Source organism: Vibrio sp. ABH4_348, from assembly GCF_056159765.1.
Genome location: NZ_JBSWVW010000001.1, coordinates 2,601,496 through 2,624,976, shown reverse-complemented (window position 1 = coordinate 2,624,976; position 23,481 = coordinate 2,601,496). Strand labels below are relative to the sequence as shown.

The 23,481-nt window shown below is 46.4% G+C and carries 7 protein-coding genes, 3 tRNA genes, 5 rRNA genes and 1 riboswitch; of the genes, 12 read left to right on the top strand and 3 right to left on the bottom strand.

Annotated features, from left to right (window positions below; genetic code table 11):
• Window positions 1-131: 131 nt before the first annotated feature.
• The 11 genes from ACXAFJ_RS11930 (at window position 132) to metH (ending at window position 15,784) form a co-directional block, all read left to right on the top strand.
• Window positions 132-3,017, top strand: a 23S ribosomal RNA gene (locus ACXAFJ_RS11930).
• A 126-nt stretch (window positions 3,018-3,143) separates the two neighbouring features.
• Window positions 3,144-3,259: ribosomal RNA gene (gene rrf, locus ACXAFJ_RS11925) — 5S ribosomal RNA — on the top strand.
• Between the two features lie 313 nt (window positions 3,260-3,572).
• Window positions 3,573-5,124, top strand: a 16S ribosomal RNA gene (locus ACXAFJ_RS11920).
• Between the two features lie 60 nt (window positions 5,125-5,184).
• Window positions 5,185-5,260, top strand: a tRNA-Ala gene (locus ACXAFJ_RS11915).
• Window positions 5,261-5,266: 6 nt separating this feature from the next.
• Window positions 5,267-5,342: transfer RNA gene (locus ACXAFJ_RS11910), tRNA-Glu, on the top strand.
• A 347-nt stretch (window positions 5,343-5,689) separates the two neighbouring features.
• Window positions 5,690-8,575, top strand: a 23S ribosomal RNA gene (locus ACXAFJ_RS11905).
• 126 nt (window positions 8,576-8,701) lie between these two features.
• Window positions 8,702-8,817 (top strand): 5S ribosomal RNA (gene rrf / locus ACXAFJ_RS11900).
• Together the 16S, 23S and 5S rRNA genes with 3 tRNA genes alongside form the textbook arrangement of a ribosomal RNA operon.
• Before the next feature lie 69 nt (window positions 8,818-8,886).
• Window positions 8,887-8,963, top strand: a tRNA-Asp gene (locus ACXAFJ_RS11895).
• 435 nt (window positions 8,964-9,398) lie between these two features.
• The gene (locus tag ACXAFJ_RS11890) at window positions 9,399-10,541 is read left to right on the top strand and encodes an FIST signal transduction protein (protein WP_475323630.1); all 1,143 of its coding nucleotides are present in this window, start codon (window positions 9,399-9,401) and stop codon (window positions 10,539-10,541) included.
• Entirely contained in the window at window positions 10,542-11,972 is a 1,431-nt protein-coding gene (locus ACXAFJ_RS11885; RefSeq protein WP_475323628.1) for a sensor domain-containing diguanylate cyclase, read from the top strand. It abuts the gene before it with no gap.
• Between the two features lie 131 nt (window positions 11,973-12,103).
• Window positions 12,104-15,784 (top strand): methionine synthase, encoded by a 3,681-nt coding sequence (gene metH, locus ACXAFJ_RS11880; RefSeq protein WP_475323627.1) that lies wholly within the window; start codon window positions 12,104-12,106, stop codon window positions 15,782-15,784.
• 57 nt (window positions 15,785-15,841) lie between these two features.
• Here metH and lysC read toward each other — a convergent pair whose 3' ends face one another.
• On the bottom strand, window positions 15,842-17,194 hold the full coding sequence (gene lysC, locus ACXAFJ_RS11875; RefSeq protein ID WP_475323626.1) for a lysine-sensitive aspartokinase 3: 1,353 nt from the start codon (window positions 17,192-17,194) through the stop codon (window positions 15,842-15,844).
• 93 nt (window positions 17,195-17,287) lie between these two features.
• Window positions 17,288-17,463: riboswitch (Lysine riboswitch) on the bottom strand.
• Window positions 17,464-17,618: 155 nt separating this feature from the next.
• On the opposite strand from lysC, the gene ACXAFJ_RS11870 reads away from it, so the two are divergent.
• Window positions 17,619-18,731: a pyridoxal-phosphate-dependent aminotransferase family protein gene (locus ACXAFJ_RS11870; protein WP_475323624.1), complete on the top strand. Its 1,113-nt coding sequence runs from the start codon at window positions 17,619-17,621 to the stop codon at window positions 18,729-18,731.
• A 47-nt stretch (window positions 18,732-18,778) separates the two neighbouring features.
• Here ACXAFJ_RS11870 and ACXAFJ_RS11865 read toward each other — a convergent pair whose 3' ends face one another.
• Window positions 18,779-20,590: a PglL family O-oligosaccharyltransferase gene (locus ACXAFJ_RS11865; protein WP_475323623.1), complete on the bottom strand. Its 1,812-nt coding sequence runs from the start codon at window positions 20,588-20,590 to the stop codon at window positions 18,779-18,781.
• A gap of 37 nt (window positions 20,591-20,627) precedes the next feature.
• Complete coding sequence (uvrA, locus tag ACXAFJ_RS11860) at window positions 20,628-23,456, bottom strand: excinuclease ABC subunit UvrA (RefSeq protein WP_475323621.1); 2,829 nt, start codon at window positions 23,454-23,456, stop codon at window positions 20,628-20,630.
• Window positions 23,457-23,481: the final 25 nt, after the last annotated feature.

The following is a 23,481-nucleotide window of genomic DNA, read 5'->3' as shown; positions in this document are numbered from 1 at the left end:
TTTCGCTTTTAGAAAGCAAAAGAAATTATTTGAGTCCGGCAAAATCAGTCTCTCACTCATGTAAATAATTGAGAGACAACTTTGGTTGTTTAACCTTACTTTTTGCGAAGTAAGACCCTTTGGGGTTGTATGGTTAAGTGACTAAGCGTACACGGTGGATGCCTTGGCAGTCAGAGGCGATGAAGGACGTAGTAACTTGCGATAAGCGTAGATTAGGCAGTAACAGCCACCTGAGTCTACGATTTCCGAATGGGGAAACCCACTAGCATAAGCTAGTACTGTTAACTGAATACATAGGTTAACAGAGCGAACCGAGGGAACTGAAACATCTAAGTACCTCGAGGAAAAGAAATCAACCGAGATTCCGAAAGTAGCGGCGAGCGAAATTGGATTAGCCCTTAAGCTTTTAATGAGACAGGTGAAGGCTCTGGAAAGTGCCGCAATAAAGGGTGATAGCCCCGTAACCGACATCTCATCATCAGTGAAATCGAGTAGGGCGGGACACGTGATATCCTGTCTGAACATGGGGGGACCATCCTCCAAGGCTAAATACTCCTGACTGACCGATAGTGAACCAGTACCGTGAGGGAAAGGCGAAAAGAACCCCTGTGAGGGGAGTGAAATAGAACCTGAAACCGTGTACGTACAAGCAGTAGGAGCCCTTCGGGGTGACTGCGTACCTTTTGTATAATGGGTCAGCGACTTATATTCAGTAGCAAGGTTAACCGACTAGGGGAGCCGTAGAGAAATCGAGTCTTAACTGGGCGCTCAGTTGCTGGATATAGACCCGAAACCAGGTGATCTAGCCATGGGCAGGTTGAAGGTTGAGTAACATCAACTGGAGGACCGAACCGACTAATGTTGAAAAATTAGCGGATGACTTGTGGCTAGGGGTGAAAGGCCAATCAAACCTGGAGATAGCTGGTTCTCCCCGAAAGCTATTTAGGTAGCGCCTCGGACGAATACTACTGGGGGTAGAGCACTGTTAAGGCTAGGGGGTCATCCCGACTTACCAACCCTTTGCAAACTCCGAATACCAGTAAGTACTATCCGGGAGACACACAGCGGGTGCTAACGTCCGTTGTGGAGAGGGAAACAACCCAGACCGCCAGCTAAGGTCCCAAATTATAGCTAAGTGGGAAACGATGTGGGAAGGCTTAGACAGCTAGGATGTTGGCTTAGAAGCAGCCATCATTTAAAGAAAGCGTAATAGCTCACTAGTCGAGTCGGCCTGCGCGGAAGATGTAACGGGGCTAAGCTATAAACCGAAGCTGCGGCTGCAATCTTTGATTGCGGGGTAGGGGAGCGTTCTGTAAGCCGTTGAAGGTGGTCTGTAAAGGCTGCTGGAGGTATCAGAAGTGCGAATGCTGACATGAGTAACGATAAAGGGGGTGAAAAACCTCCTCGCCGGAAGACCAAGGGTTCCTGTCCAACGTTAATCGGGGCAGGGTAAGTCGACCCCTAAGGCGAGGCCGAAAGGCGTAGTCGATGGGAAACGGGTTAATATTCCCGTACTTCTTACAATTGCGATGGGGGGACGGAGAAGGCTAGGTGGGCCTGGCGACGGTTGTCCAGGTTCAAGTGCGTAGGCTTGAGGTTTAGGTAAATCCGGACCTCTCTAAGGCTGAGACACGACGTCGAGTCACTACGGTGATGAAGTCATTGATGCCATGCTTCCAGGAAAAGCCTCTAAGCTTCAGATTGTAAGGAATCGTACCCCAAACCGACACAGGTGGTCGGGTAGAGAATACCAAGGCGCTTGAGAGAACTCGGGTGAAGGAACTAGGCAAAATGGTACCGTAACTTCGGGAGAAGGTACGCTCTTGATGGTGAAGTCCCTTGCGGATGGAGCTGACGAGAGTCGCAGATACCAGGTGGCTGCAACTGTTTATTAAAAACACAGCACTGTGCAAAATCGTAAGATGACGTATACGGTGTGACGCCTGCCCGGTGCCGGAAGGTTAATTGATGGGGTTAGCGCTTGCGCGAAGCTCTTGATCGAAGCCCCGGTAAACGGCGGCCGTAACTATAACGGTCCTAAGGTAGCGAAATTCCTTGTCGGGTAAGTTCCGACCTGCACGAATGGCGTAATGATGGCCACGCTGTCTCCACCCGAGACTCAGTGAAATTGAAATCGCTGTGAAGATGCAGTGTACCCGCGGCTAGACGGAAAGACCCCGTGAACCTTTACTACAGCTTGGCACTGAACATTGACCCTACATGTGTAGGATAGGTGGGAGGCTTTGAAACGTTGTCGCCAGATAGCGTGGAGCCGTCCTTGAAATACCACCCTTGTAGTGTTGATGTTCTAACTTAGGCCCCTTATCGGGGTTGAGGACAGTGCCTGGTGGGTAGTTTGACTGGGGCGGTCTCCTCCCAAAGAGTAACGGAGGAGCACGAAGGTGGGCTAATCACGGTTGGACATCGTGAGGTTAGTGCAATGGCATAAGCCCGCTTAACTGCGAGAGTGACGGCTCGAGCAGGTGCGAAAGCAGGTCATAGTGATCCGGTGGCTCTGAATGGAAGGGCCATCGCTCAACGGATAAAAGGTACTCCGGGGATAACAGGCTGATACCGCCCAAGAGTTCATATCGACGGCGGTGTTTGGCACCTCGATGTCGGCTCATCACATCCTGGGGCTGAAGTCGGTCCCAAGGGTATGGCTGTTCGCCATTTAAAGTGGTACGCGAGCTGGGTTTAGAACGTCGTGAGACAGTTCGGTCCCTATCTGCCGTGGGCGTTGGAGAATTGAAGGGGGCTGCTCCTAGTACGAGAGGACCGGAGTGGACGAACCTCTGGTGTTCGGGTTGTGATGCCAATCGCATTGCCCGGTAGCTAAGTTCGGAATCGATAACCGCTGAAAGCATCTAAGCGGGAAGCGAGCCCTGAGATGAGTTCTCCCTGGCGCTTTAAGCGTCCTAAAGGGTTGTCGTAGACTACGACGTTGATAGGCAGGGTGTGTAAGCGTTGTGAGGCGTTGAGCTAACCTGTACTAATTGCCCGTGAGGCTTAACCATACAACACCCAAAGGGTTTTGATGGACTCAAAGCAAGAACGTTGAATGTGTAAATACAGACTTTTAAACAGCTTTCCAGATTATTTATTTTCAGTTTTTAGAAAAAGCTGAAAGTAAAAAGAATTTGCTTGGCGACCATAGCGATGTGGACCCACCTGATTCCTTGCCGAACTCAGAAGTGAAACGCATTAGCGCCGATGGTAGTGTGGGGCTTCCCCATGTGAGAGTAGGACATCGCCAGGCTTTTAATTCTACTTGCTTATCCAATAAGCAAGTCACCATAAGACTTTAAACTAACTTAAAGTTTTATGTTGACTTTCAAAGTAGACAGCGTAATATACGCGTCCTGCTTGAGTGCTAAGCCACTGAAAGCCAAGCTCTTTAACAATGTAAACCTATCAATCTGTGTGGGCACTCGTTGATGATAATCCAATTAGAAGCTTAGGCTTCAAATTCGGTTTCAATGAACGAAGTGACCAATTGAATCTTCGGATTCAGCACAGTCAATTCAACATTACATATGTAATGTCAGTATTCATTGAGCCAACCAAAACTTAAATTGAAGAGTTTGATCATGGCTCAGATTGAACGCTGGCGGCAGGCCTAACACATGCAAGTCGAGCGGAAACGGCAACATTGACTCTTCGGATGATTTGTTGGACGTCGAGCGGCGGACGGGTGAGTAATGCCTGGGAAATTGCCCTGATGTGGGGGATAACCATTGGAAACGATGGCTAATACCGCATAATAGCTTCGGCTCAAAGAGGGGGACCTTCGGGCCTCTCGCGTCAGGATATGCCCAGGTGGGATTAGCTAGTTGGTGAGGTAAAGGCTCACCAAGGCGACGATCCCTAGCTGGTCTGAGAGGATGATCAGCCACACTGGAACTGAGACACGGTCCAGACTCCTACGGGAGGCAGCAGTGGGGAATATTGCACAATGGGCGCAAGCCTGATGCAGCCATGCCGCGTGTATGAAGAAGGCCTTCGGGTTGTAAAGTACTTTCAGTTGTGAGGAAGGTGGTGCCGTTAATAGCGGTATCATTTGACGTTAGCAACAGAAGAAGCACCGGCTAACTCCGTGCCAGCAGCCGCGGTAATACGGAGGGTGCGAGCGTTAATCGGAATTACTGGGCGTAAAGCGCATGCAGGTGGATGACTAAGTCAGATGTGAAAGCCCCGGGCTCAACCTGGGAACTGCATTTGAAACTGGTCGTCTAGAGTACTGTAGAGGGGGGTAGAATTTCAGGTGTAGCGGTGAAATGCGTAGAGATCTGAAGGAATACCGGTGGCGAAGGCGGCCCCCTGGACAGATACTGACACTCAGATGCGAAAGCGTGGGGAGCAAACAGGATTAGATACCCTGGTAGTCCACGCCGTAAACGATGTCTACTTGGAGGTTGTGGCCTTGAGCCGTGGCTTTCGGAGCTAACGCGTTAAGTAGACCGCCTGGGGAGTACGGTCGCAAGATTAAAACTCAAATGAATTGACGGGGGCCCGCACAAGCGGTGGAGCATGTGGTTTAATTCGATGCAACGCGAAGAACCTTACCTACTCTTGACATCCTCAGAAGAGACTGGAGACAGTCTTGTGCCTTCGGGAACTGAGAGACAGGTGCTGCATGGCTGTCGTCAGCTCGTGTTGTGAAATGTTGGGTTAAGTCCCGCAACGAGCGCAACCCTTATCCTTGTTTGCCAGCACTTCGGGTGGGAACTCCAGGGAGACTGCCGGTGATAAACCGGAGGAAGGTGGGGACGACGTCAAGTCATCATGGCCCTTACGAGTAGGGCTACACACGTGCTACAATGGCGCATACAGAGGGTAGCCAACTTGCGAGAGTGAGCGAATCCCAAAAAGTGCGTCGTAGTCCGGATTGGAGTCTGCAACTCGACTCCATGAAGTCGGAATCGCTAGTAATCGTAGATCAGAATGCTACGGTGAATACGTTCCCGGGCCTTGTACACACCGCCCGTCACACCATGGGAGTGGGCTGCAAAAGAAGTGGGTAGTTTAACCTTCGGGAGGACGCTCACCACTTTGTGGTTCATGACTGGGGTGAAGTCGTAACAAGGTAGCGCTAGGGGAACCTGGCGCTGGATCACCTCCTTACGAAAAGATTATTGCGATGAGTGTTCACACAGATTGATAAGTTTAGTTAGAGCAACGTATGGGGCTATAGCTCAGCTGGGAGAGCGCTTCGCTGGCAGCGAAGAGGTCATCGGTTCGATCCCGATTAGCTCCACCAACTAGTGTCCCGTTCGTCTAGAGGCCTAGGACACCGCCCTTTCACGGCGGTAACAGGGGTTCGACTCCCCTACGGGATACCATCTTTAAGTACTCTTTCGAGTGTATTTAAAAATGGTTTATTTCTTTAGATAGAAAGCAAACTCGCTCTTTAACAATTTGGAAAGCTGACGAATAACAACAATCCCCATATCTTCGGATATGCGTTGTTATTCATTTAAAAGTTCTCAAATCCTAACTTACTTTGAAATATAAGTGATTTAGGTACCAACACACATTCAAGTGTTCTTGGCTTTTGTTTTCGCTTTTAGAAAGCAAAAGAAATTATTTGAGTCCGGCAAAATCAGTCTCTCACTCATGTAAATAATTGAGAGACAACTTTGGTTGTTTAACCTTACTTTTTGCGAAGTAAGACCCTTTGGGGTTGTATGGTTAAGTGACTAAGCGTACACGGTGGATGCCTTGGCAGTCAGAGGCGATGAAGGACGTAGTAACTTGCGATAAGCGTAGATTAGGCAGTAACAGCCACCTGAGTCTACGATTTCCGAATGGGGAAACCCACTAGCATAAGCTAGTACTGTTAACTGAATACATAGGTTAACAGAGCGAACCGAGGGAACTGAAACATCTAAGTACCTCGAGGAAAAGAAATCAACCGAGATTCCGAAAGTAGCGGCGAGCGAAATTGGATTAGCCCTTAAGCTTTTAATGAGACAGGTGAAGGCTCTGGAAAGTGCCGCAATAAAGGGTGATAGCCCCGTAACCGACATCTCATCATCAGTGAAATCGAGTAGGGCGGGACACGTGATATCCTGTCTGAACATGGGGGGACCATCCTCCAAGGCTAAATACTCCTGACTGACCGATAGTGAACCAGTACCGTGAGGGAAAGGCGAAAAGAACCCCTGTGAGGGGAGTGAAATAGAACCTGAAACCGTGTACGTACAAGCAGTAGGAGCCCTTCGGGGTGACTGCGTACCTTTTGTATAATGGGTCAGCGACTTATATTCAGTAGCAAGGTTAACCGACTAGGGGAGCCGTAGAGAAATCGAGTCTTAACTGGGCGCTCAGTTGCTGGATATAGACCCGAAACCAGGTGATCTAGCCATGGGCAGGTTGAAGGTTGAGTAACATCAACTGGAGGACCGAACCGACTAATGTTGAAAAATTAGCGGATGACTTGTGGCTAGGGGTGAAAGGCCAATCAAACCTGGAGATAGCTGGTTCTCCCCGAAAGCTATTTAGGTAGCGCCTCGGACGAATACTACTGGGGGTAGAGCACTGTTAAGGCTAGGGGGTCATCCCGACTTACCAACCCTTTGCAAACTCCGAATACCAGTAAGTACTATCCGGGAGACACACAGCGGGTGCTAACGTCCGTTGTGGAGAGGGAAACAACCCAGACCGCCAGCTAAGGTCCCAAATTATAGCTAAGTGGGAAACGATGTGGGAAGGCTTAGACAGCTAGGATGTTGGCTTAGAAGCAGCCATCATTTAAAGAAAGCGTAATAGCTCACTAGTCGAGTCGGCCTGCGCGGAAGATGTAACGGGGCTAAGCTATAAACCGAAGCTGCGGCTGCAATCTTTGATTGCGGGGTAGGGGAGCGTTCTGTAAGCCGTTGAAGGTGGTCTGTAAAGGCTGCTGGAGGTATCAGAAGTGCGAATGCTGACATGAGTAACGATAAAGGGGGTGAAAAACCTCCTCGCCGGAAGACCAAGGGTTCCTGTCCAACGTTAATCGGGGCAGGGTAAGTCGACCCCTAAGGCGAGGCCGAAAGGCGTAGTCGATGGGAAACGGGTTAATATTCCCGTACTTCTTACAATTGCGATGGGGGGACGGAGAAGGCTAGGTGGGCCTGGCGACGGTTGTCCAGGTTCAAGTGCGTAGGCTTGAGGTTTAGGTAAATCCGGACCTCTCTAAGGCTGAGACACGACGTCGAGTCACTACGGTGATGAAGTCATTGATGCCATGCTTCCAGGAAAAGCCTCTAAGCTTCAGATTGTAAGGAATCGTACCCCAAACCGACACAGGTGGTCGGGTAGAGAATACCAAGGCGCTTGAGAGAACTCGGGTGAAGGAACTAGGCAAAATGGTACCGTAACTTCGGGAGAAGGTACGCTCTTGATGGTGAAGTCCCTTGCGGATGGAGCTGACGAGAGTCGCAGATACCAGGTGGCTGCAACTGTTTATTAAAAACACAGCACTGTGCAAAATCGTAAGATGACGTATACGGTGTGACGCCTGCCCGGTGCCGGAAGGTTAATTGATGGGGTTAGCGCTTGCGCGAAGCTCTTGATCGAAGCCCCGGTAAACGGCGGCCGTAACTATAACGGTCCTAAGGTAGCGAAATTCCTTGTCGGGTAAGTTCCGACCTGCACGAATGGCGTAATGATGGCCACGCTGTCTCCACCCGAGACTCAGTGAAATTGAAATCGCTGTGAAGATGCAGTGTACCCGCGGCTAGACGGAAAGACCCCGTGAACCTTTACTACAGCTTGGCACTGAACATTGACCCTACATGTGTAGGATAGGTGGGAGGCTTTGAAACGTTGTCGCCAGATAGCGTGGAGCCGTCCTTGAAATACCACCCTTGTAGTGTTGATGTTCTAACTTAGGCCCCTTATCGGGGTTGAGGACAGTGCCTGGTGGGTAGTTTGACTGGGGCGGTCTCCTCCCAAAGAGTAACGGAGGAGCACGAAGGTGGGCTAATCACGGTTGGACATCGTGAGGTTAGTGCAATGGCATAAGCCCGCTTAACTGCGAGAGTGACGGCTCGAGCAGGTGCGAAAGCAGGTCATAGTGATCCGGTGGCTCTGAATGGAAGGGCCATCGCTCAACGGATAAAAGGTACTCCGGGGATAACAGGCTGATACCGCCCAAGAGTTCATATCGACGGCGGTGTTTGGCACCTCGATGTCGGCTCATCACATCCTGGGGCTGAAGTCGGTCCCAAGGGTATGGCTGTTCGCCATTTAAAGTGGTACGCGAGCTGGGTTTAGAACGTCGTGAGACAGTTCGGTCCCTATCTGCCGTGGGCGTTGGAGAATTGAAGGGGGCTGCTCCTAGTACGAGAGGACCGGAGTGGACGAACCTCTGGTGTTCGGGTTGTGATGCCAATCGCATTGCCCGGTAGCTAAGTTCGGAATCGATAACCGCTGAAAGCATCTAAGCGGGAAGCGAGCCCTGAGATGAGTTCTCCCTGGCGCTTTAAGCGTCCTAAAGGGTTGTCGTAGACTACGACGTTGATAGGCAGGGTGTGTAAGCGTTGTGAGGCGTTGAGCTAACCTGTACTAATTGCCCGTGAGGCTTAACCATACAACACCCAAAGGGTTTTGATGGACTCAAAGCAAGAACGTTGAATGTGTAAATACAGACTTTTAAACAGCTTTCCAGATTATTTATTTTCAGTTTTTAGAAAAAGCTGAAAGTAAAAAGAATTTGCTTGGCGACCATAGCGATGTGGACCCACCTGATTCCTTGCCGAACTCAGAAGTGAAACGCATTAGCGCCGATGGTAGTGTGGGGCTTCCCCATGTGAGAGTAGGACATCGCCAGGCTTTATTTTCGTTTTTAGATTTTAGAAAAATCTAAAGGCAAAAACTTAGACTCAAGAGTCTAACCAGTGCGGAGCGGTAGTTCAGTTGGTTAGAATACCGGCCTGTCACGCCGGGGGTCGCGGGTTCGAGTCCCGTCCGCTCCGCCACTTATCTCAGACCTCAGCAGAAATGCTGAGGTCTTTTTGTATGTGCGGTATTATTTTGGTCTTCGACCAACGAGTCCCGCTTGCCCGCAAGCCCGGCCGCCCCGCCATTTATCAAGAAACCCAGTCTTCGGACTGGTTTTTTTCGTTTTAGAACGAAACAAATTTGTCCTTCTGTGGCAAGATTACCCGTCATTTATCCCCAAAGTTCGCGAAACCATTCCAAATTATTTGCTTTAGCTTATTGATAAAGTATTTCCGTTTGTGAGAACAAACGTGACAGCAGTTACAAACATCCCTCAATACCTGTTGTGATTCTTAACTGAGTTGATTTTTAGCAGTCAGTAATTCCTAAATCTTAGTGTCAAGTTAACAAGCAGCACATTGGAAAACCGACTAAATTTAATTTACTGATTAGTATTGTTAGGACGGTATAGATTGAAAACAGCACAAATGATTTGGCGTGAAGGTGCATGGGAACAGAAGGTGTTGAAGGATTCTGATTTCAATCAAACCTACTCCCTTATATTTATTCTCGGATATAACTCTGAAGCTGAGTTAGCCGTTACACAACTCAGTTATAATTTTCCCAAGGCGTCCATTATAGGTTGTTCGACAAGTGGCGAAATATTCGAGACCAGCGTGACTGAAAATACTCTAGTTGCCACATTGATTTTGTTTGAGCAAAGCCCATTTAAAATCGCAAGTGCGAGTTTACCCCAGTTTGATGGAGACAGTGCAGCGGTAGGACAGCACTTAGCACGTAATCTGGTTGAACAGGGTGACGACTTAAAACATGTTTTAGTATTGAGTGAAGGACTGGCGGTGAATGGTGCCGAGTTGGTCAACGGAATCAATAGCCATATCCCTAAAGATGTCGAGGTGACAGGCGGCCTTGCAGGGGACAATGAAAAATTCGAACAAACGTTTGTACTGGTTGGTCAGGAATATCGCACTCAGCATGTACTTGCAATTGGTCTATACGGAGAAAATATTCGCGTGGGGTATGGTTCGCGAGGCGGGTGGACTTCATTCGGAATGGAAAGATTGGTAACTCGTTCCGTTGAAAATGTACTCTACGAGCTTGATGATAAGAATGCGTTGGAAGTGTATAAAAGTTATCTAGGGGACTTGTCAGAAGGCCTTCCCGCTACTGGATTGAGGTTTCCATTAGAAATAACCGAAGATGGTAAGGACACGAAACTAGTTAGAACATTACTGGCTATTGATGAAGACCAAGGAAGTATAACGTTTGCTGGGCACGTCCCTCAGGGAGCATCTGCCAAACTAATGCGGGCCAATGTTGATTCTTTGATTGTGGGTGCGCAAAATGCCGGAGAAATCGCTGCGGGCCCACCTGATGATAAACCCTCCGTTGCAATGCTAATAAGTTGCGTTGGTCGAAAATTACTACTTAAGCAGATGGTAGAAGAAGAAGTGGATGCCGTTAAAGAAACATTACCTCAACAAACCACCATCTTTGGTTTTTACTCATACGGTGAAATCGCACCATTTGATACGGCAAGCTGTTCTGAACTTCACAATCAGACTATGACAATCACAACATTTTGGGAGATCTAGATGCAACGGCTCCTAGCCCGCCAGCTCAAAAAAGCATTTCCCGATGGTTTACCGCAAGATAAACAGGTCCAACTGTTTGTGGACCTTGTCCAACAGGCTTATTTAGACCAAGCCGAGCAAGCACAGATAACCGAACGCTCCTTAGATTTAAGCTGTGAAGAATTGAATCATAGGAACCAAACGCTAAACCTTATCTTAGATTCATTACCAGATGTCAGTCTCTGGATCGATGGAACCGGTAAGGTAAGAGATATACGTGCGGGCAGTATTCATCCTCCTATTGTGACTCCAGAAGAGAATTTTAAAAGCGTCTTTGATCTGACGTTGACTCAAAGCTCACCTTTGTTAAAGGCTTTACTCAAAGATTTTAAAAGCTGTAAGCGTAAAACCTCAGAAATCGAAGTAGTGGTGAATGCTCGCGACTACTATTTGAATGTCATTTTGACAGAGGTTGCTAACAACCGCTGGTTGTTGGTTCTACAAGACATTTCATTGAGAAAAAAGTTGGAGGAATTACAGAATCAGCGGTTAAAACAAATCGAACGGTCTCAATTACAGCTTCAAGAATTGGTTAACGCTGCCCCAATAGGGATTCTTATCTGTAATCCTTATCTCGATATTTTAATGATCAACAATTTTCTGCCGCAACTGCTTGGTTTAGACCAAGAAGAGTTACTGGATCAACACCCCATTGACTTTGTTATCGACAATGACCGAGATAGGTTTGTTGAACACGTAGAAAGTGCACTGTCTGACTTTTCTGATTCCAGTGTAAGTCGATGTGATATAACGTTTAAGCACGGAGAAGCGGATGAAAGGCAGGTTGAACTGGCACTTAGTACCTTGTTGTTTGACGACAGAAAGCTCTTGATTATGTCGTTGACCGACATCAGTGAAAGGAAAGCACTAGAATCCAAGTTGCGACACTTTGCGGAAACCGACCCGCTTACTGGGGTTATGAATCGACGAAGTTTTTACAAACAAACCAAATCGCTTATGGAGAGCTGTCAGCGATGGCGCAGTGATTTTTCCATTCTTATGCTAGATGTCGACTATTTTAAGAAAATTAATGATAGCTATGGCCACCCAACCGGTGATTCCGTATTAATAGAATTAACTAAACAATTACAGACCCTTTCAAACTCCAACTATTTGATTGGGCGTTTAGGTGGTGAGGAGTTTGCTTTAAGTTTTTCAGGATTATCTGTTTCACAAGCCATGGATTTTGCAGAGAACATAAGGAAACAAGTAGCTGAAACAACGATTCAATCGAAGTCGGCGGATATCAAGATCACCATAAGTATTGGTTTGGTTTGCGTCGATTGTAAAAATGCGGCACCTGAGCAACTTGATAATTTACTCAAACGTGCAGACGACTGTGTTTATCAAGCAAAAAATGCAGGAAGAAATCGTGTTATAGGAGAATCCTGATCGTCCTTTTGAGCTAGATTTTTTGGTTCTAGCTTAGTGTTTGCCATTTACCCAAATTTGTTTTTAGACGTCTAGACTCCCTTCTAAGTTGTGATACGATGTGCCTCACACTATAAGAATGAGGCAGTATTGTGGGAAGCAATCTAAGAGCGCAGATCGAGGCTCAGCTTAAACAACGGATTATGTTGATCGACGGTGGTATGGGTACCATGATCCAGGATTACAAACTGGAGGAGCAAGACTACCGTGGTGAAAGATTTGCAGATTGGCATTGTGATTTAAAAGGTAACAATGACCTTTTAGTCTTAACCCAACCTCAGCTGATTAAAGAGATACATAGTAAGTATCTCGAAGCGGGTGCTGACATTCTTGAAACCAACACCTTTAACGCGACCACGATCGCTATGGCTGACTACGACATGGAAAGCCTTAGTGAAGAGATCAACTATGCCGCAGCGAAATTAGCTCGAGAAGCTGCGGATGAATGGACGGCGAAAACACCAGAAAAACCTCGCTATGTGGCCGGTGTATTGGGGCCTACCAATAGAACTTGTTCTATCTCTCCTGATGTTAATGATCCGGGTTATCGAAACGTCAGCTTTGATGAATTAGTGACTGCCTATTCAGAATCGACAAGAGCATTAATTCGCGGTGGTTCCGACCTCATTCTTATAGAAACCATATTTGATACCCTCAACGCTAAAGCCTCTGCTTATGCGATTGATAGCGTGTTTGAAGAGTTAGATACTTACTTACCTGTCCTTATATCAGGCACGATTACGGATGCTTCTGGTCGTACTCTATCAGGACAAACAACGGAAGCATTCTACAATGCGCTGCGACACGTTAAGCCCTTATCGTTCGGTTTGAACTGTGCTCTTGGACCGGATGAACTTCGACCTTATGTCGAAGAACTTTCTCGTATCTCTGAATCCTTTGTGTCTGCCCACCCTAATGCCGGCCTTCCCAATGCATTTGGTGAATATGACTTATCGCCTGAAGATATGGCCGAGCATATCGGTGAATGGGCTCGTGCAGGTTTCTTAAACCTAGTAGGTGGCTGTTGTGGTACTACACCTGAACACATTCGCCATATGGCGATGGCAGTGGAAGGTGTCACACCACGTCAGCTCCCTGAATTACCTGTTGCGTGTCGCCTATCTGGTCTAGAACCTTTGACAATAGAGAAAGACACCTTGTTTGTGAATGTTGGTGAGAGAACCAACGTCACAGGTTCCGCTCGTTTTAAACGTCTTATTCGCGAAGAGCTGTACGACGAAGCTTTAGATGTCGCTCGTGAGCAAGTAGAAAATGGTGCTCAGATCATCGATATCAATATGGATGAGGGCATGTTGGATGCCGAAGCGTGTATGGTGCGCTTCCTGAACCTATGTGCTTCTGAGCCTGAAATTTCTCGTGTGCCAATCATGGTGGACTCCTCAAAGTGGGAAGTCATCGAAGCTGGATTGAAATGTATCCAAGGTAAAGGCATCGTCAACTCGATTTCCCTTAAGGAAGGTAAAGAGAAATTCGTTGAACAAGCAAAATTGATTCGTCGTTATGGTGCTGCCGTAGTTGTCATGGCCTTTGATGAAGTCGGACAGGCTGAAACACGCGAGCGCAAGCTAGAGATTTGTACCAATGCTTATCGCATTCTGGTTGATGAAGTCGATTTCCCGCCGGAAGACATTATTTTCGACCCGAACATCTTTGCGGTTGCAACCGGTATCGAAGAGCACAACAACTACGCTGTCGATTTCATCGAAGCTGTCGGTGATATTAAACGCGACTTGCCCCATGCGATGATCTCTGGCGGTGTGTCCAATGTTTCATTCTCGTTCCGTGGTAATAACTACGTACGTGAGGCTATTCATGCAGTTTTCCTTTATCACTGTTTCAAAAACGGTATGGATATGGGGATTGTTAACGCTGGGCAATTAGAAATATACGACAATGTCCCTCAAAAGCTTCGCGAAGCGGTAGAAGACGTTGTCCTTAACCGTCGTGATGACGGCACAGAAAGACTACTCGATATTGCCGCCGAATATGCCGGGAAAGGCGTTGGCAAAGAGGAAGATGCCTCTGCGTTAGAATGGCGTTCCTACCCAGTTGAAAAACGTCTTGAGCATTCACTCGTAAAGGGTATTACTGAGTTTATTGTTGAAGATACTGAAGAAGCACGCAAAAACGCTTCTAAACCGATAGAAGTCATTGAAGGTCCATTGATGGACGGAATGAATGTCGTCGGCGACTTATTTGGTGAAGGTAAGATGTTCTTACCTCAGGTAGTAAAATCCGCTCGTGTGATGAAACAAGCGGTTGCTCATTTAGAACCATTCATCAATGCTGAAAAACAACAAGGTACTTCTAACGGTAAGATATTGCTGGCGACCGTAAAAGGCGATGTTCACGACATCGGTAAAAACATCGTGGGCGTGGTACTGCAATGTAATAACTACGAGATCATCGATCTAGGTGTGATGGTGCCTTGTGAACAAATTCTGAAGGTCGCCAAGGAAGAGAACGTTGATATTATTGGTCTATCAGGATTGATCACGCCTTCACTTGATGAAATGGTTCACGTCGCCAAAGAAATGGAACGACTTGATTTTAACTTACCATTGCTGATCGGCGGTGCAACAACCTCTAAAGCGCATACCGCGGTTAAAATCGAACAAAATTACAGTGAGCCAGTCGTTTACGTAAATAACGCCTCAAGAGCTGTAGGTGTGTGTTCAGCTTTGCTTTCTGAAACTCAAAAACCTGCTTTTGTCGAAAAGCTACAAGCGGATTATGAAGTGGTAAGAGAGCAACACGCTCGTAAACGTCCACGCACTAAACCAGTCACACTAGAACAGGCACGTGCCAATAAAGTCGCGATAGATTGGAATAATTACACACCGCCTCAGCCAGCAAAGCCGGGTGTTCATGTGTTTGAAGACTTCGATGTGGCCACGCTTCGCAAGTACATAGACTGGACACCGTTCTTTATGACCTGGTCTTTGGTCGGTAAGTATCCTGCGATACTTGAACACGAAGAAGTGGGTGAAGAAGCGAAACGCTTGTTTAAAGATGCGAACGACTGGTTAGACCGATTTGAAAAAGAAAAATTAGTCACCGCAAGCGGCATGTGTGCCCTGTTCCCCGCCAATAGTGTTGGTGATGATATTGAAGTGTACAAGGATGAAACCCGTACAGAAGTTGCTCATACATTACTGAATCTTCGTCAGCAAACCGAAAAGCCGAAGGGCTTTAATTATTGTCTTTCGGACTATGTTGCACCTAAATCCTGTGGCAAACCTGATTGGGTTGGCGCATTTGCAGTAACGGGTGGAATAGGAGAGCGAGAGCTAGCCGACAAGTACAAAGAGCAAGGTGACGATTACAACGCAATCATGATCCAAGCGGTCGCCGATCGTTTGGCTGAAGCCTTTGCAGAATATCTGCACGAGAAAGTTCGTCGTGAAATTTGGGGTTATGCCTCTGACGAAAACTTATCAAATGAAGATTTGATTCGCGAAAAATACCAAGGTATTCGACCTGCACCTGGTTACCCAGCGTGTCCTGAACATACTGAAAAAGGGACGTTATGGAACATGCTAGATGTTGAAAAGATAATTGGTATGGAGCTCACTACAAGTTACGCAATGTGGCCTGGTGCGGCGGTTTCGGGATGGTATTTCTCGCACCCTGATTGTCGATACTTCGCGATCGCTCAGATCCAGGACGATCAAGTTGATGATTATGCAAACCGTAAAGGTTGGGACAGGCTAGAAGCTGAAAAATGGCTTGGACCCAATATTAACGGTTAGTGGAAATCCAAAGGAAAGGGTTGGCATTTGCCAACCCTTATTAATTCAATGAATTGTTTAGCTTTCTAGCAATTCAGCGTGGAGCTTTTGAATCGCTGGCTTTGCATCGGTGTCGTTAAGCAGGAAACATAAGTTATGTTGACTTGCTCCGTAACAAATCATCCGCAAGTTGATTCCTTCTAGTGTACCAAATACCTGCCTAGCGTAACTGCGACTTTCACTCATGTTGTTGCCGATTAGTGCAACCAAGCTCAAGTTGTTTTCGACCTTAACAGTACACAGTTCTTCAAGTTCAAGTCGCGCTTCTTCTGGCAACTGTGGCGCACCGCCAGATGTATCGGTTTTATCTAGAGTTAGTGAAACACTGATCTCAGATGTTGTGACCAAATCGACCGACACTTTGTGTTTAGCAAGAATTTCAAACACCTTTGCTAGAAAGCCGTAGGCGTGGAACATGTTTGCACTGCGCAATGTCACCATGGTTTGATTACTGCGTAATGCTAGCGCGCGGAATAGCGGTGAGCTTTCTACCGTATCGCGAATCCACGTACCGCCTTGCTCTGGTGCTTTTGATGAACCAACAAATACAGGGATACCACGACGAAGTGCAGGAACTAAAGTCGAAGGATGAAGAATCTTGGCGCCAAAGTTAGCCATTTCTGACGCTTCACTGAAGCTGATTTCTTGAATTGGTCTAGCATTGGCTGCTACTCGAGGGTCAGTGGTATAGATTCCTGGTACGTCGGTCCAGATCTCAAGACCGGTAGCTTGTACCGCTTCTGCTATTAGGGCTGCACTGTAGTCACTTCCACCACGACCTAGAGTGGTTGTATTGCCTTCTTCATCGGACCCGATAAAACCCTGTGTGACGACCACATGCTCAGCACATAGTGGAGCTAGTAGTTCTTGTGCTTTTTGAGCCGTTAGCTCAACTTGTGGCTCTGCTCGGCCATATTGGCTATCGGTTTTGAGTACGTCGCGAATATCAAAACGCACTGCGTTTACTCCGCGTTCACGCATCAACTGAGCCAATATGTGAGTTGACATAAGCTCACCACAAGCAACCAAGTGATCGGTAAGTTTTGTGGTCACTTGAATTGATGCTGCTTCCGCTAAGCTGTGCACTGTATCTAGAATTTTTTCGATTTCTTCAATGATGCTATCGCCATCTTGGAGTTGCTCAATGATAGAAAAATGAATCTGACGAATTTGCTCGACAACTTGGTTACGTTGAGCTTCATCACTTACCCCATTAGCCAGATCAACCAATAAGTTAGTGACTCCAGAGCAAGCACTACTGACAATGACACGGGTATCTGAATTATTTTCTACGATAGTTGCACAACGACTCATGGCTTCAAAATTCGCCACGCTAGTGCCACCAAATTTAGCAATATTAACTGTGCTCACAGTTGATCTCCCAAAGCTTACAAATATACAAACCAATTGTTGGATTGCTTATGAAGAAAGCGAGGATGAGCAGGAAGAAGGGATAAAAGAAATCACTTCAGAAGCTCATCATTCGATAGACGAATGACAGTTGATGGGATTCAACCCAAGTCAACCGACAAACCATAGCCTCATCTATAGTTCATCTCGGCACTGCTCCCCCTGAGTCGAAAGTTTTGGAGTGAGGCTCCACGTTCGACCTGCCTGGGCAGTGCTCCTCTTCTGCATAAAGCGGCCCTATTGAACGATGGAATGTGAGCTTTGTCAATCAATAACTCAGAGCGCGCTCACCGAAACTTATCCGCTCGACTTAAGCACTATTGTGATAAGCACATTAACGCACTAAGTTAAATGAAGTTAGCTAATACCCTGAGAGGACCATGTAATGGAAAGCTTTATCCCACCGAAGAGAATTTTGATGGGGCCTGGCCCATCTGATATTTCACCTAATGTGTTGCAAGCGATGAGCCGGCCGACGCTAGGACACTTAGACCCACTATTTATCGGCATGATGGATGAGATTAAATCTTTGCTCCAATATGCTTTTCAAACTGAAAACTCGTTCACTATCGCCTTGTCTGCTCCGGGAAGTGCGGGAATGGAAGCCTGCTTTGTTAATTTGGTGGAGCCCGGTGATAAAGTTCTAGTATGCCGTAATGGGGTATTCGGCGAGCGAATGCGTGAAAATGTTGTTCGGTCTGGTGGCGAGGTGATACTGGTTGACGACGAGTGGGGCAAGCCTGTTGATTGTAACAAGGTTGAGCAAGTACTGAGAGACAACCCCGATGTTAAAATTCTCGCTTTTGTTCATGCTGAAACGTCAACGGGAGTTGAGTCAGATGCTCAGCAACTCGGCAAAATGGCAAAGCAATTTGGTGTACTCACAATTGTCGATACCGTCACTAGTTTGGGCGGGATTCCTCTTAAAGTTGACGAATGGCAGCTAGATGCTGTGTACTCGGGTAGTCAAAAGTGTTTATCTTGTACTCCAGGATTATCGCCACTAACGTTTTCTGATGAAGCTATCAAGAAAATCGAAAGTCGGATTTCTCCTGTACAAAGCTGGTTCTTAGATCAGTCACTAGTTCTTGGCTACTGGGGAGGCGGCGCAAAACGCAGCTATCACCATACCGCGCCAGTTAACGCGCTCTATGGCCTTCATGAATCACTAGTCATGTTGAAAAAAGAGGGCTTGGAAGCGAGTTGGCAAAGACACCTGCGTGCCCATGAGTATCTCGCTAGAGAACTGGAAAAACTGGGTATTGAGTTTCTAGTGGATAGTCAATATCGATTGCCCCAATTAAACAGTGTTAAAGTACCAGATGGCGCAGTTGACCAAGAAGTTCGGACTCAATTACTACACGACTTTAATCTCGAAATTGGCGCTGGACTTGGTCAGTTTTCAGGTAAGGCATGGCGTATTGGTTTAATGGGCTATGGTGCGAGAAATGAAAATATTGCATTGCTCGCCCATGCTTTAAAACAAGTACTAAATTAGTGAGATTTGTACTTTTCTAAGTGTTGCAGGAAACATTACGTAGCAAATTACTGTCTCGCTATGCTTATAGGGACTCCTGAACTCTGAGTGGAAAGGGAGTCACTGGCTCGGCTTGGCGCCTGATAGTGAAGCTGCTCTATCCCTTTTAGGTTTGGAAATAAAAATCGAGCTTCATCCCTTATTTGTTCGGCTTTGTCGTGTTCCCCAATTGCTTGATACGCCAATATTAGGTTTTGATAAAACGCTGGTCTTGGTTTCTCTTTGATGATCTCTTGAGCCCAGCTAATAAAAGGCATAATGAGTTCGTCGTTTTGGGTATACAAGCCAATATTGAGATAGCTACTGTAAATATTCCAATCGTATCTGTCTTGCCAAACAATTGGGTTTGTTACCTTGTGTAGGATATTGGCATCTCTAGGGTTACTTTGTTCGTATTGGCTCAATACATAGTTTGAATGCAGAGCCGTGAGCATAATAAAACCGGTAATTAGCGGCACAAAGACACTGCCAATCCTCAGACTGAATTGGCTAATCGCAGTGATTCTAACCTTTTTGTACTTTGCCACTCGTTGGTCAACCCAATATAGAAGTATGATCAGCGTTATCCAGTGAATGGCAGAGTGGTAAAATGGATATTCAAGCTGAGAATGAAGTAACAAAGGTACAAACAAACTCAGTGACGCCATTCTTGTCCCAGCTTTATCGGTAATGATACGACTTAACACTAACAAAGCCGCGATGAATATGCCTAGTACCGGGAGTATCCCCCCCTCAACTGCCCAAAAAAGGATCTCGTTGTGAGGGTGATTCATAGAAGGTAACCCGGGTTTATAGTCTGAGTTCAGTTGATGCTGGTTTGCGGTATATACGATGTACTCCGATTCAAACTTACCATAGCCATAGCCACTAAATGGCTTTTCGATATACATATCGAGGGCCTGCGGATAAATATACGAACGCACATCTTGTAAGGTGGCTTTTGACTCAATTATAGAGTCTTTATCCTTGTATGATTCAGCTGGCCACATCGAGGCAAGTATGCCAATAAACAAGCCAGTCAAAAGCGATAACCCCCAAATTCCTAGTCGTGCTCGTTGACAGCGCTTATACAAATAGGGGCTAATTAATAAGACGGATAGGGCTAATCCAAGCCAACCCGTTCGAGAAGCCAGTACAACTAGCAATACTGAACTCAGCAGAGGCATCAAATAGAGTAGCGCCAATATCTGCTTTTTGACTTGATATTTGAGAGGCTGTTTTGCCAAAAGGTAACCAGACAATACCAGGCCAGTTGCCATAAAGCTTGCCATGACATTTGGTTGCTGAAAAATACCATATGGGCGATTGATGACGGTGTTATAGCCAAACGGGTTATTCGGCTCTAATAACCAAAATTGCACGTGGCCAAATATTGCTTCAACGAATGCGGCGATCAGTACAAACCACAGCAATCGCTGCTTTTGTTTGTTACTAAATGGAAACTGTTGTAGCAAGAGAAATAAAACAAACCCGGCCCAAAGACCCAGTAAACGAGTTACTGCAAGTTCTGGAACACTTGCTGGATAAAAGGTTGGGATCGTGAAAAGTACACAGCTGACCAACAGCCCAATAGTCAGCTTAGAGTATTTGATGAATCCCCATGAGCCAATATGAAAGAGGCCAAACGCAAACGCGACGGTCAATGTCATCCAAGTGGTCGGATTAAAAGAAAGTGCTAGCCCTGCGCCACCTGGATTGGGCATAAAGAAGTGCATAGCCACGAGATACATTAAGCCAATCATCCACAAAAATGCTTTGTGCTGAGAGCTGGGTTTCAATTTTGTTTCGAGTTGAGTCCCGGATGTATGTACAACGGCCATGCGATTACTTACTAATTTTTTGTTGGTTTAGTGTACCTCAGTCACGCTTTAGTAGTGGTTTCAAAAATCGTGCAGTATGAGACTTTTCGATCTGTACCACATCTTCAGGGTAACCTTCAGCGATAATCATACCGCCGCCATCACCACCTTCAGGGCCTAAATCGACAATCCAGTCTGCGGTTTTTATCACATCCAAATTGTGTTCAATGACTACAACGGTATTACCATGATCTCTCAATCGATGCAGGACAGTCAGCAGTTGTTGAATATCATGGAAATGAAGACCCGTGGTAGGCTCGTCAAGAATGTAAAGTGTTTTCCCGGTATCTCGTTTAGACAACTCGCGAGCGAGTTTGACTCGTTGCGCTTCACCACCGGATAGCGTGGTAGCCGCTTGCCCTAGTCGAATGTAAGACAACCCAACATCCATCAGTGTTTGCAGTTTTCTTGCGATTACCGGTACAGGATCAAAAAATTCTCTCGCGTCTTCAACGGTGAGCTCCAGCACTTCATGAATGGTTTTGCCTTTATATCGAATATCCAACGTTTCTCGGTTATAACGCTTACCCTTACACACATCACACGGCACGTAGACATCTGGCAAAAAGTGCATTTCAACCTTAATTACGCCATCACCCTGACATGCCTCACATCGTCCACCACGCACGTTGAAGCTGAAGCGACCGGGTTTGTACCCTCGAGAACGAGACTCTTGAGTACCGGCAAATAACTCTCTTATTGGAGTAAAAATACCCGTATAAGTTGCTGGATTGGAACGAGGTGTGCGTCCGATAGGGCTTTGATCAATATCGATGACTTTATCGAAATGCTCTAGTCCTGAAATCTTTTTGTATGGTGCTGGCGTTGCGGTTGTTGCTCCATTCAGTGCGGTATGTGCAATTTTGAAAAACGTATCGTTAATCAAGGTTGATTTTCCGGAGCCAGATACACCAGTTACACAAGTAAACAGACCCACTGGCAAAGTGAAATCGACCGATTTTAAGTTGTTACCTGTCGCACCTTTAAGGGTGACTATTTTTTTCTTATCTACTTTATGGCGCTCTTCAGGTACTGCTATAGACTTTGTACCCGACAGGTATTGACCAGTAAGTGAGTTCTCGTTGGCGATGATTTCATCGACTTTACCTTCGGCTACCACATTACCGCCATGCACCCCTGCACCTGGACCGATGTCAATGACGTGATCGGCTAATCGAATCGCATCCTCATCGTGTTCAACAACTAACACCGTATTACCTAAGTCGCGTAGGCGAGTCAGGGTTTTTAACAAGCGGTCATTGTCTCTTTGATGTAGTCCAATCGAGGGCTCGTCTAGTACATACATAACACCAACAAGGCCAGCACCTATTTGACTTGCCAGTCTAATACGTTGGGCTTCTCCACCTGATAAGGTTTCAGCACTTCGAGATAAGTTAAGATAGTTCAAACCGACATTGACCAGGAAAGACAACCTCTCACAGATCTCTTTAAGAATCTTTTCTGCGATTTGAGCGCGTTGACCATTTAATTCGAGGTTTTCAAAGAAAGCTAAGGCATCGGCAATACTCAACTCAGAAACTTGAGGTAGGGTAGTTTGATCAATGAATACATGACGAGCTTCTTTGCGAAGTCTTGTACCACTGCAGCTTGAGCAAGGCTTGTTGGCGATATACTTAGCTAGCTCTTCTCTAACAGCATTAGACTCGGTGTCTCGGTAACGTCTTTCTAACGTATTGAGAATACCTTCAAAAGGGTGATTTTTAACACGAACATCACCCCTGTCATTAACGTATTTAAACTGGATGTTTTCTCGGCCAGAGCCTTTCAAAATAATATCTTGATGCTTCTTAGAGAGTTTGTTAAATGGAACGTCCAACGCAAATCTATAATGCTCAGAAAGGGAAGTGAGCATTTGATAGTAATAGTAGTTCTTCTTATCCCATCCTCTTATTGCGCCTTGTGCTAGACTAAGAGATTCGTCTTGAATGACACGAGAAGCTTCAAAGTATTGTTGTACACCAAGGCCATCACAGGTTGGACAAGCTCCAGCTGGGTTGTTGAAAGAAAACAGCCGTGGTTCCAGCTCTTGCATACTGTAACCACACATTGAACAGGCAAAATTTGCTGAAAAAACTAACTCTTCTCCTTGATTATCCATCGGTGCAACTACGACAATTCCACCTGAGAGCTCTAGTGTTGTTTCAATAGATTCAGCAAGACGTTGGTTTAAATCTGGACGGACTTTAAACCGGTCGACTACGACTTCAATCGTATGTTTTTTGTGTAACTCTAGCGCTGGTGGATCGGATAAGTCACAGGTCTCACCGTCAATGCGAGCTCGAATAAAACCTTGAGCGGCTAGATTTTGTAATGTTTTGACGTGCTCGCCTTTGCGTTCCTTAACGATAGGAGCCAGTAACATGAGTTTAGATCCTTCTTCTAATGAAAGGATCTTATCGACCATTTGACTGACAGTTTGAGCGGCCAATGGGATGTCGTGGTCTGGACAGCGTGGCTCGCCCACTCTTGCAAAAAGTAAACGAAGATAGTCATAGACTTCGGTTATCGTACCAACAGTTGATCTAGGGTTATGAGAGGTAGATTTTTGCTCAATAGAGATTGCGGGTGACAAGCCTTCTATGTGGTCAACATCTGGCTTTTCCATCAACGAAAGGAATTGACGCGCGTAAGCCGATAGCGATTCGACATAACGTCGCTGACCTTCTGCATACAAGGTATCAAAGGCAAGTGAGGATTTACCTGACCCAGAAAGCCCTGTGACGACAATCAGTTTATCTCTAGGAATGGTAAGGTTGACGTCTTTTAGGTTGTGGGTGCGTGCACCTCTTACTTCTATTTTGTCCATGTGTCATAACCCGTCAGTCTGTGAG

What these genes read in the sequence shown, in the direction of transcription:
- ACXAFJ_RS11865 (WP_475323623.1), bottom strand. Translation starts at nt 20,590, where the DNA reads ATGGCCGTTGTACATACATCCGGGACTCAACTCGAAACAAAATTGAAA.
- ACXAFJ_RS11870 (WP_475323624.1), top strand. Translation starts at nt 17,619, where the DNA reads ATGGAAAGCTTTATCCCACCGAAGAGAATTTTGATGGGGCCTGGCCCA.
- uvrA (WP_475323621.1), bottom strand. Translation starts at nt 23,456, where the DNA reads ATGGACAAAATAGAAGTAAGAGGTGCACGCACCCACAACCTAAAAGAC.
- ACXAFJ_RS11885 (WP_475323628.1), top strand. Translation starts at nt 10,542, where the DNA reads ATGCAACGGCTCCTAGCCCGCCAGCTCAAAAAAGCATTTCCCGATGGT.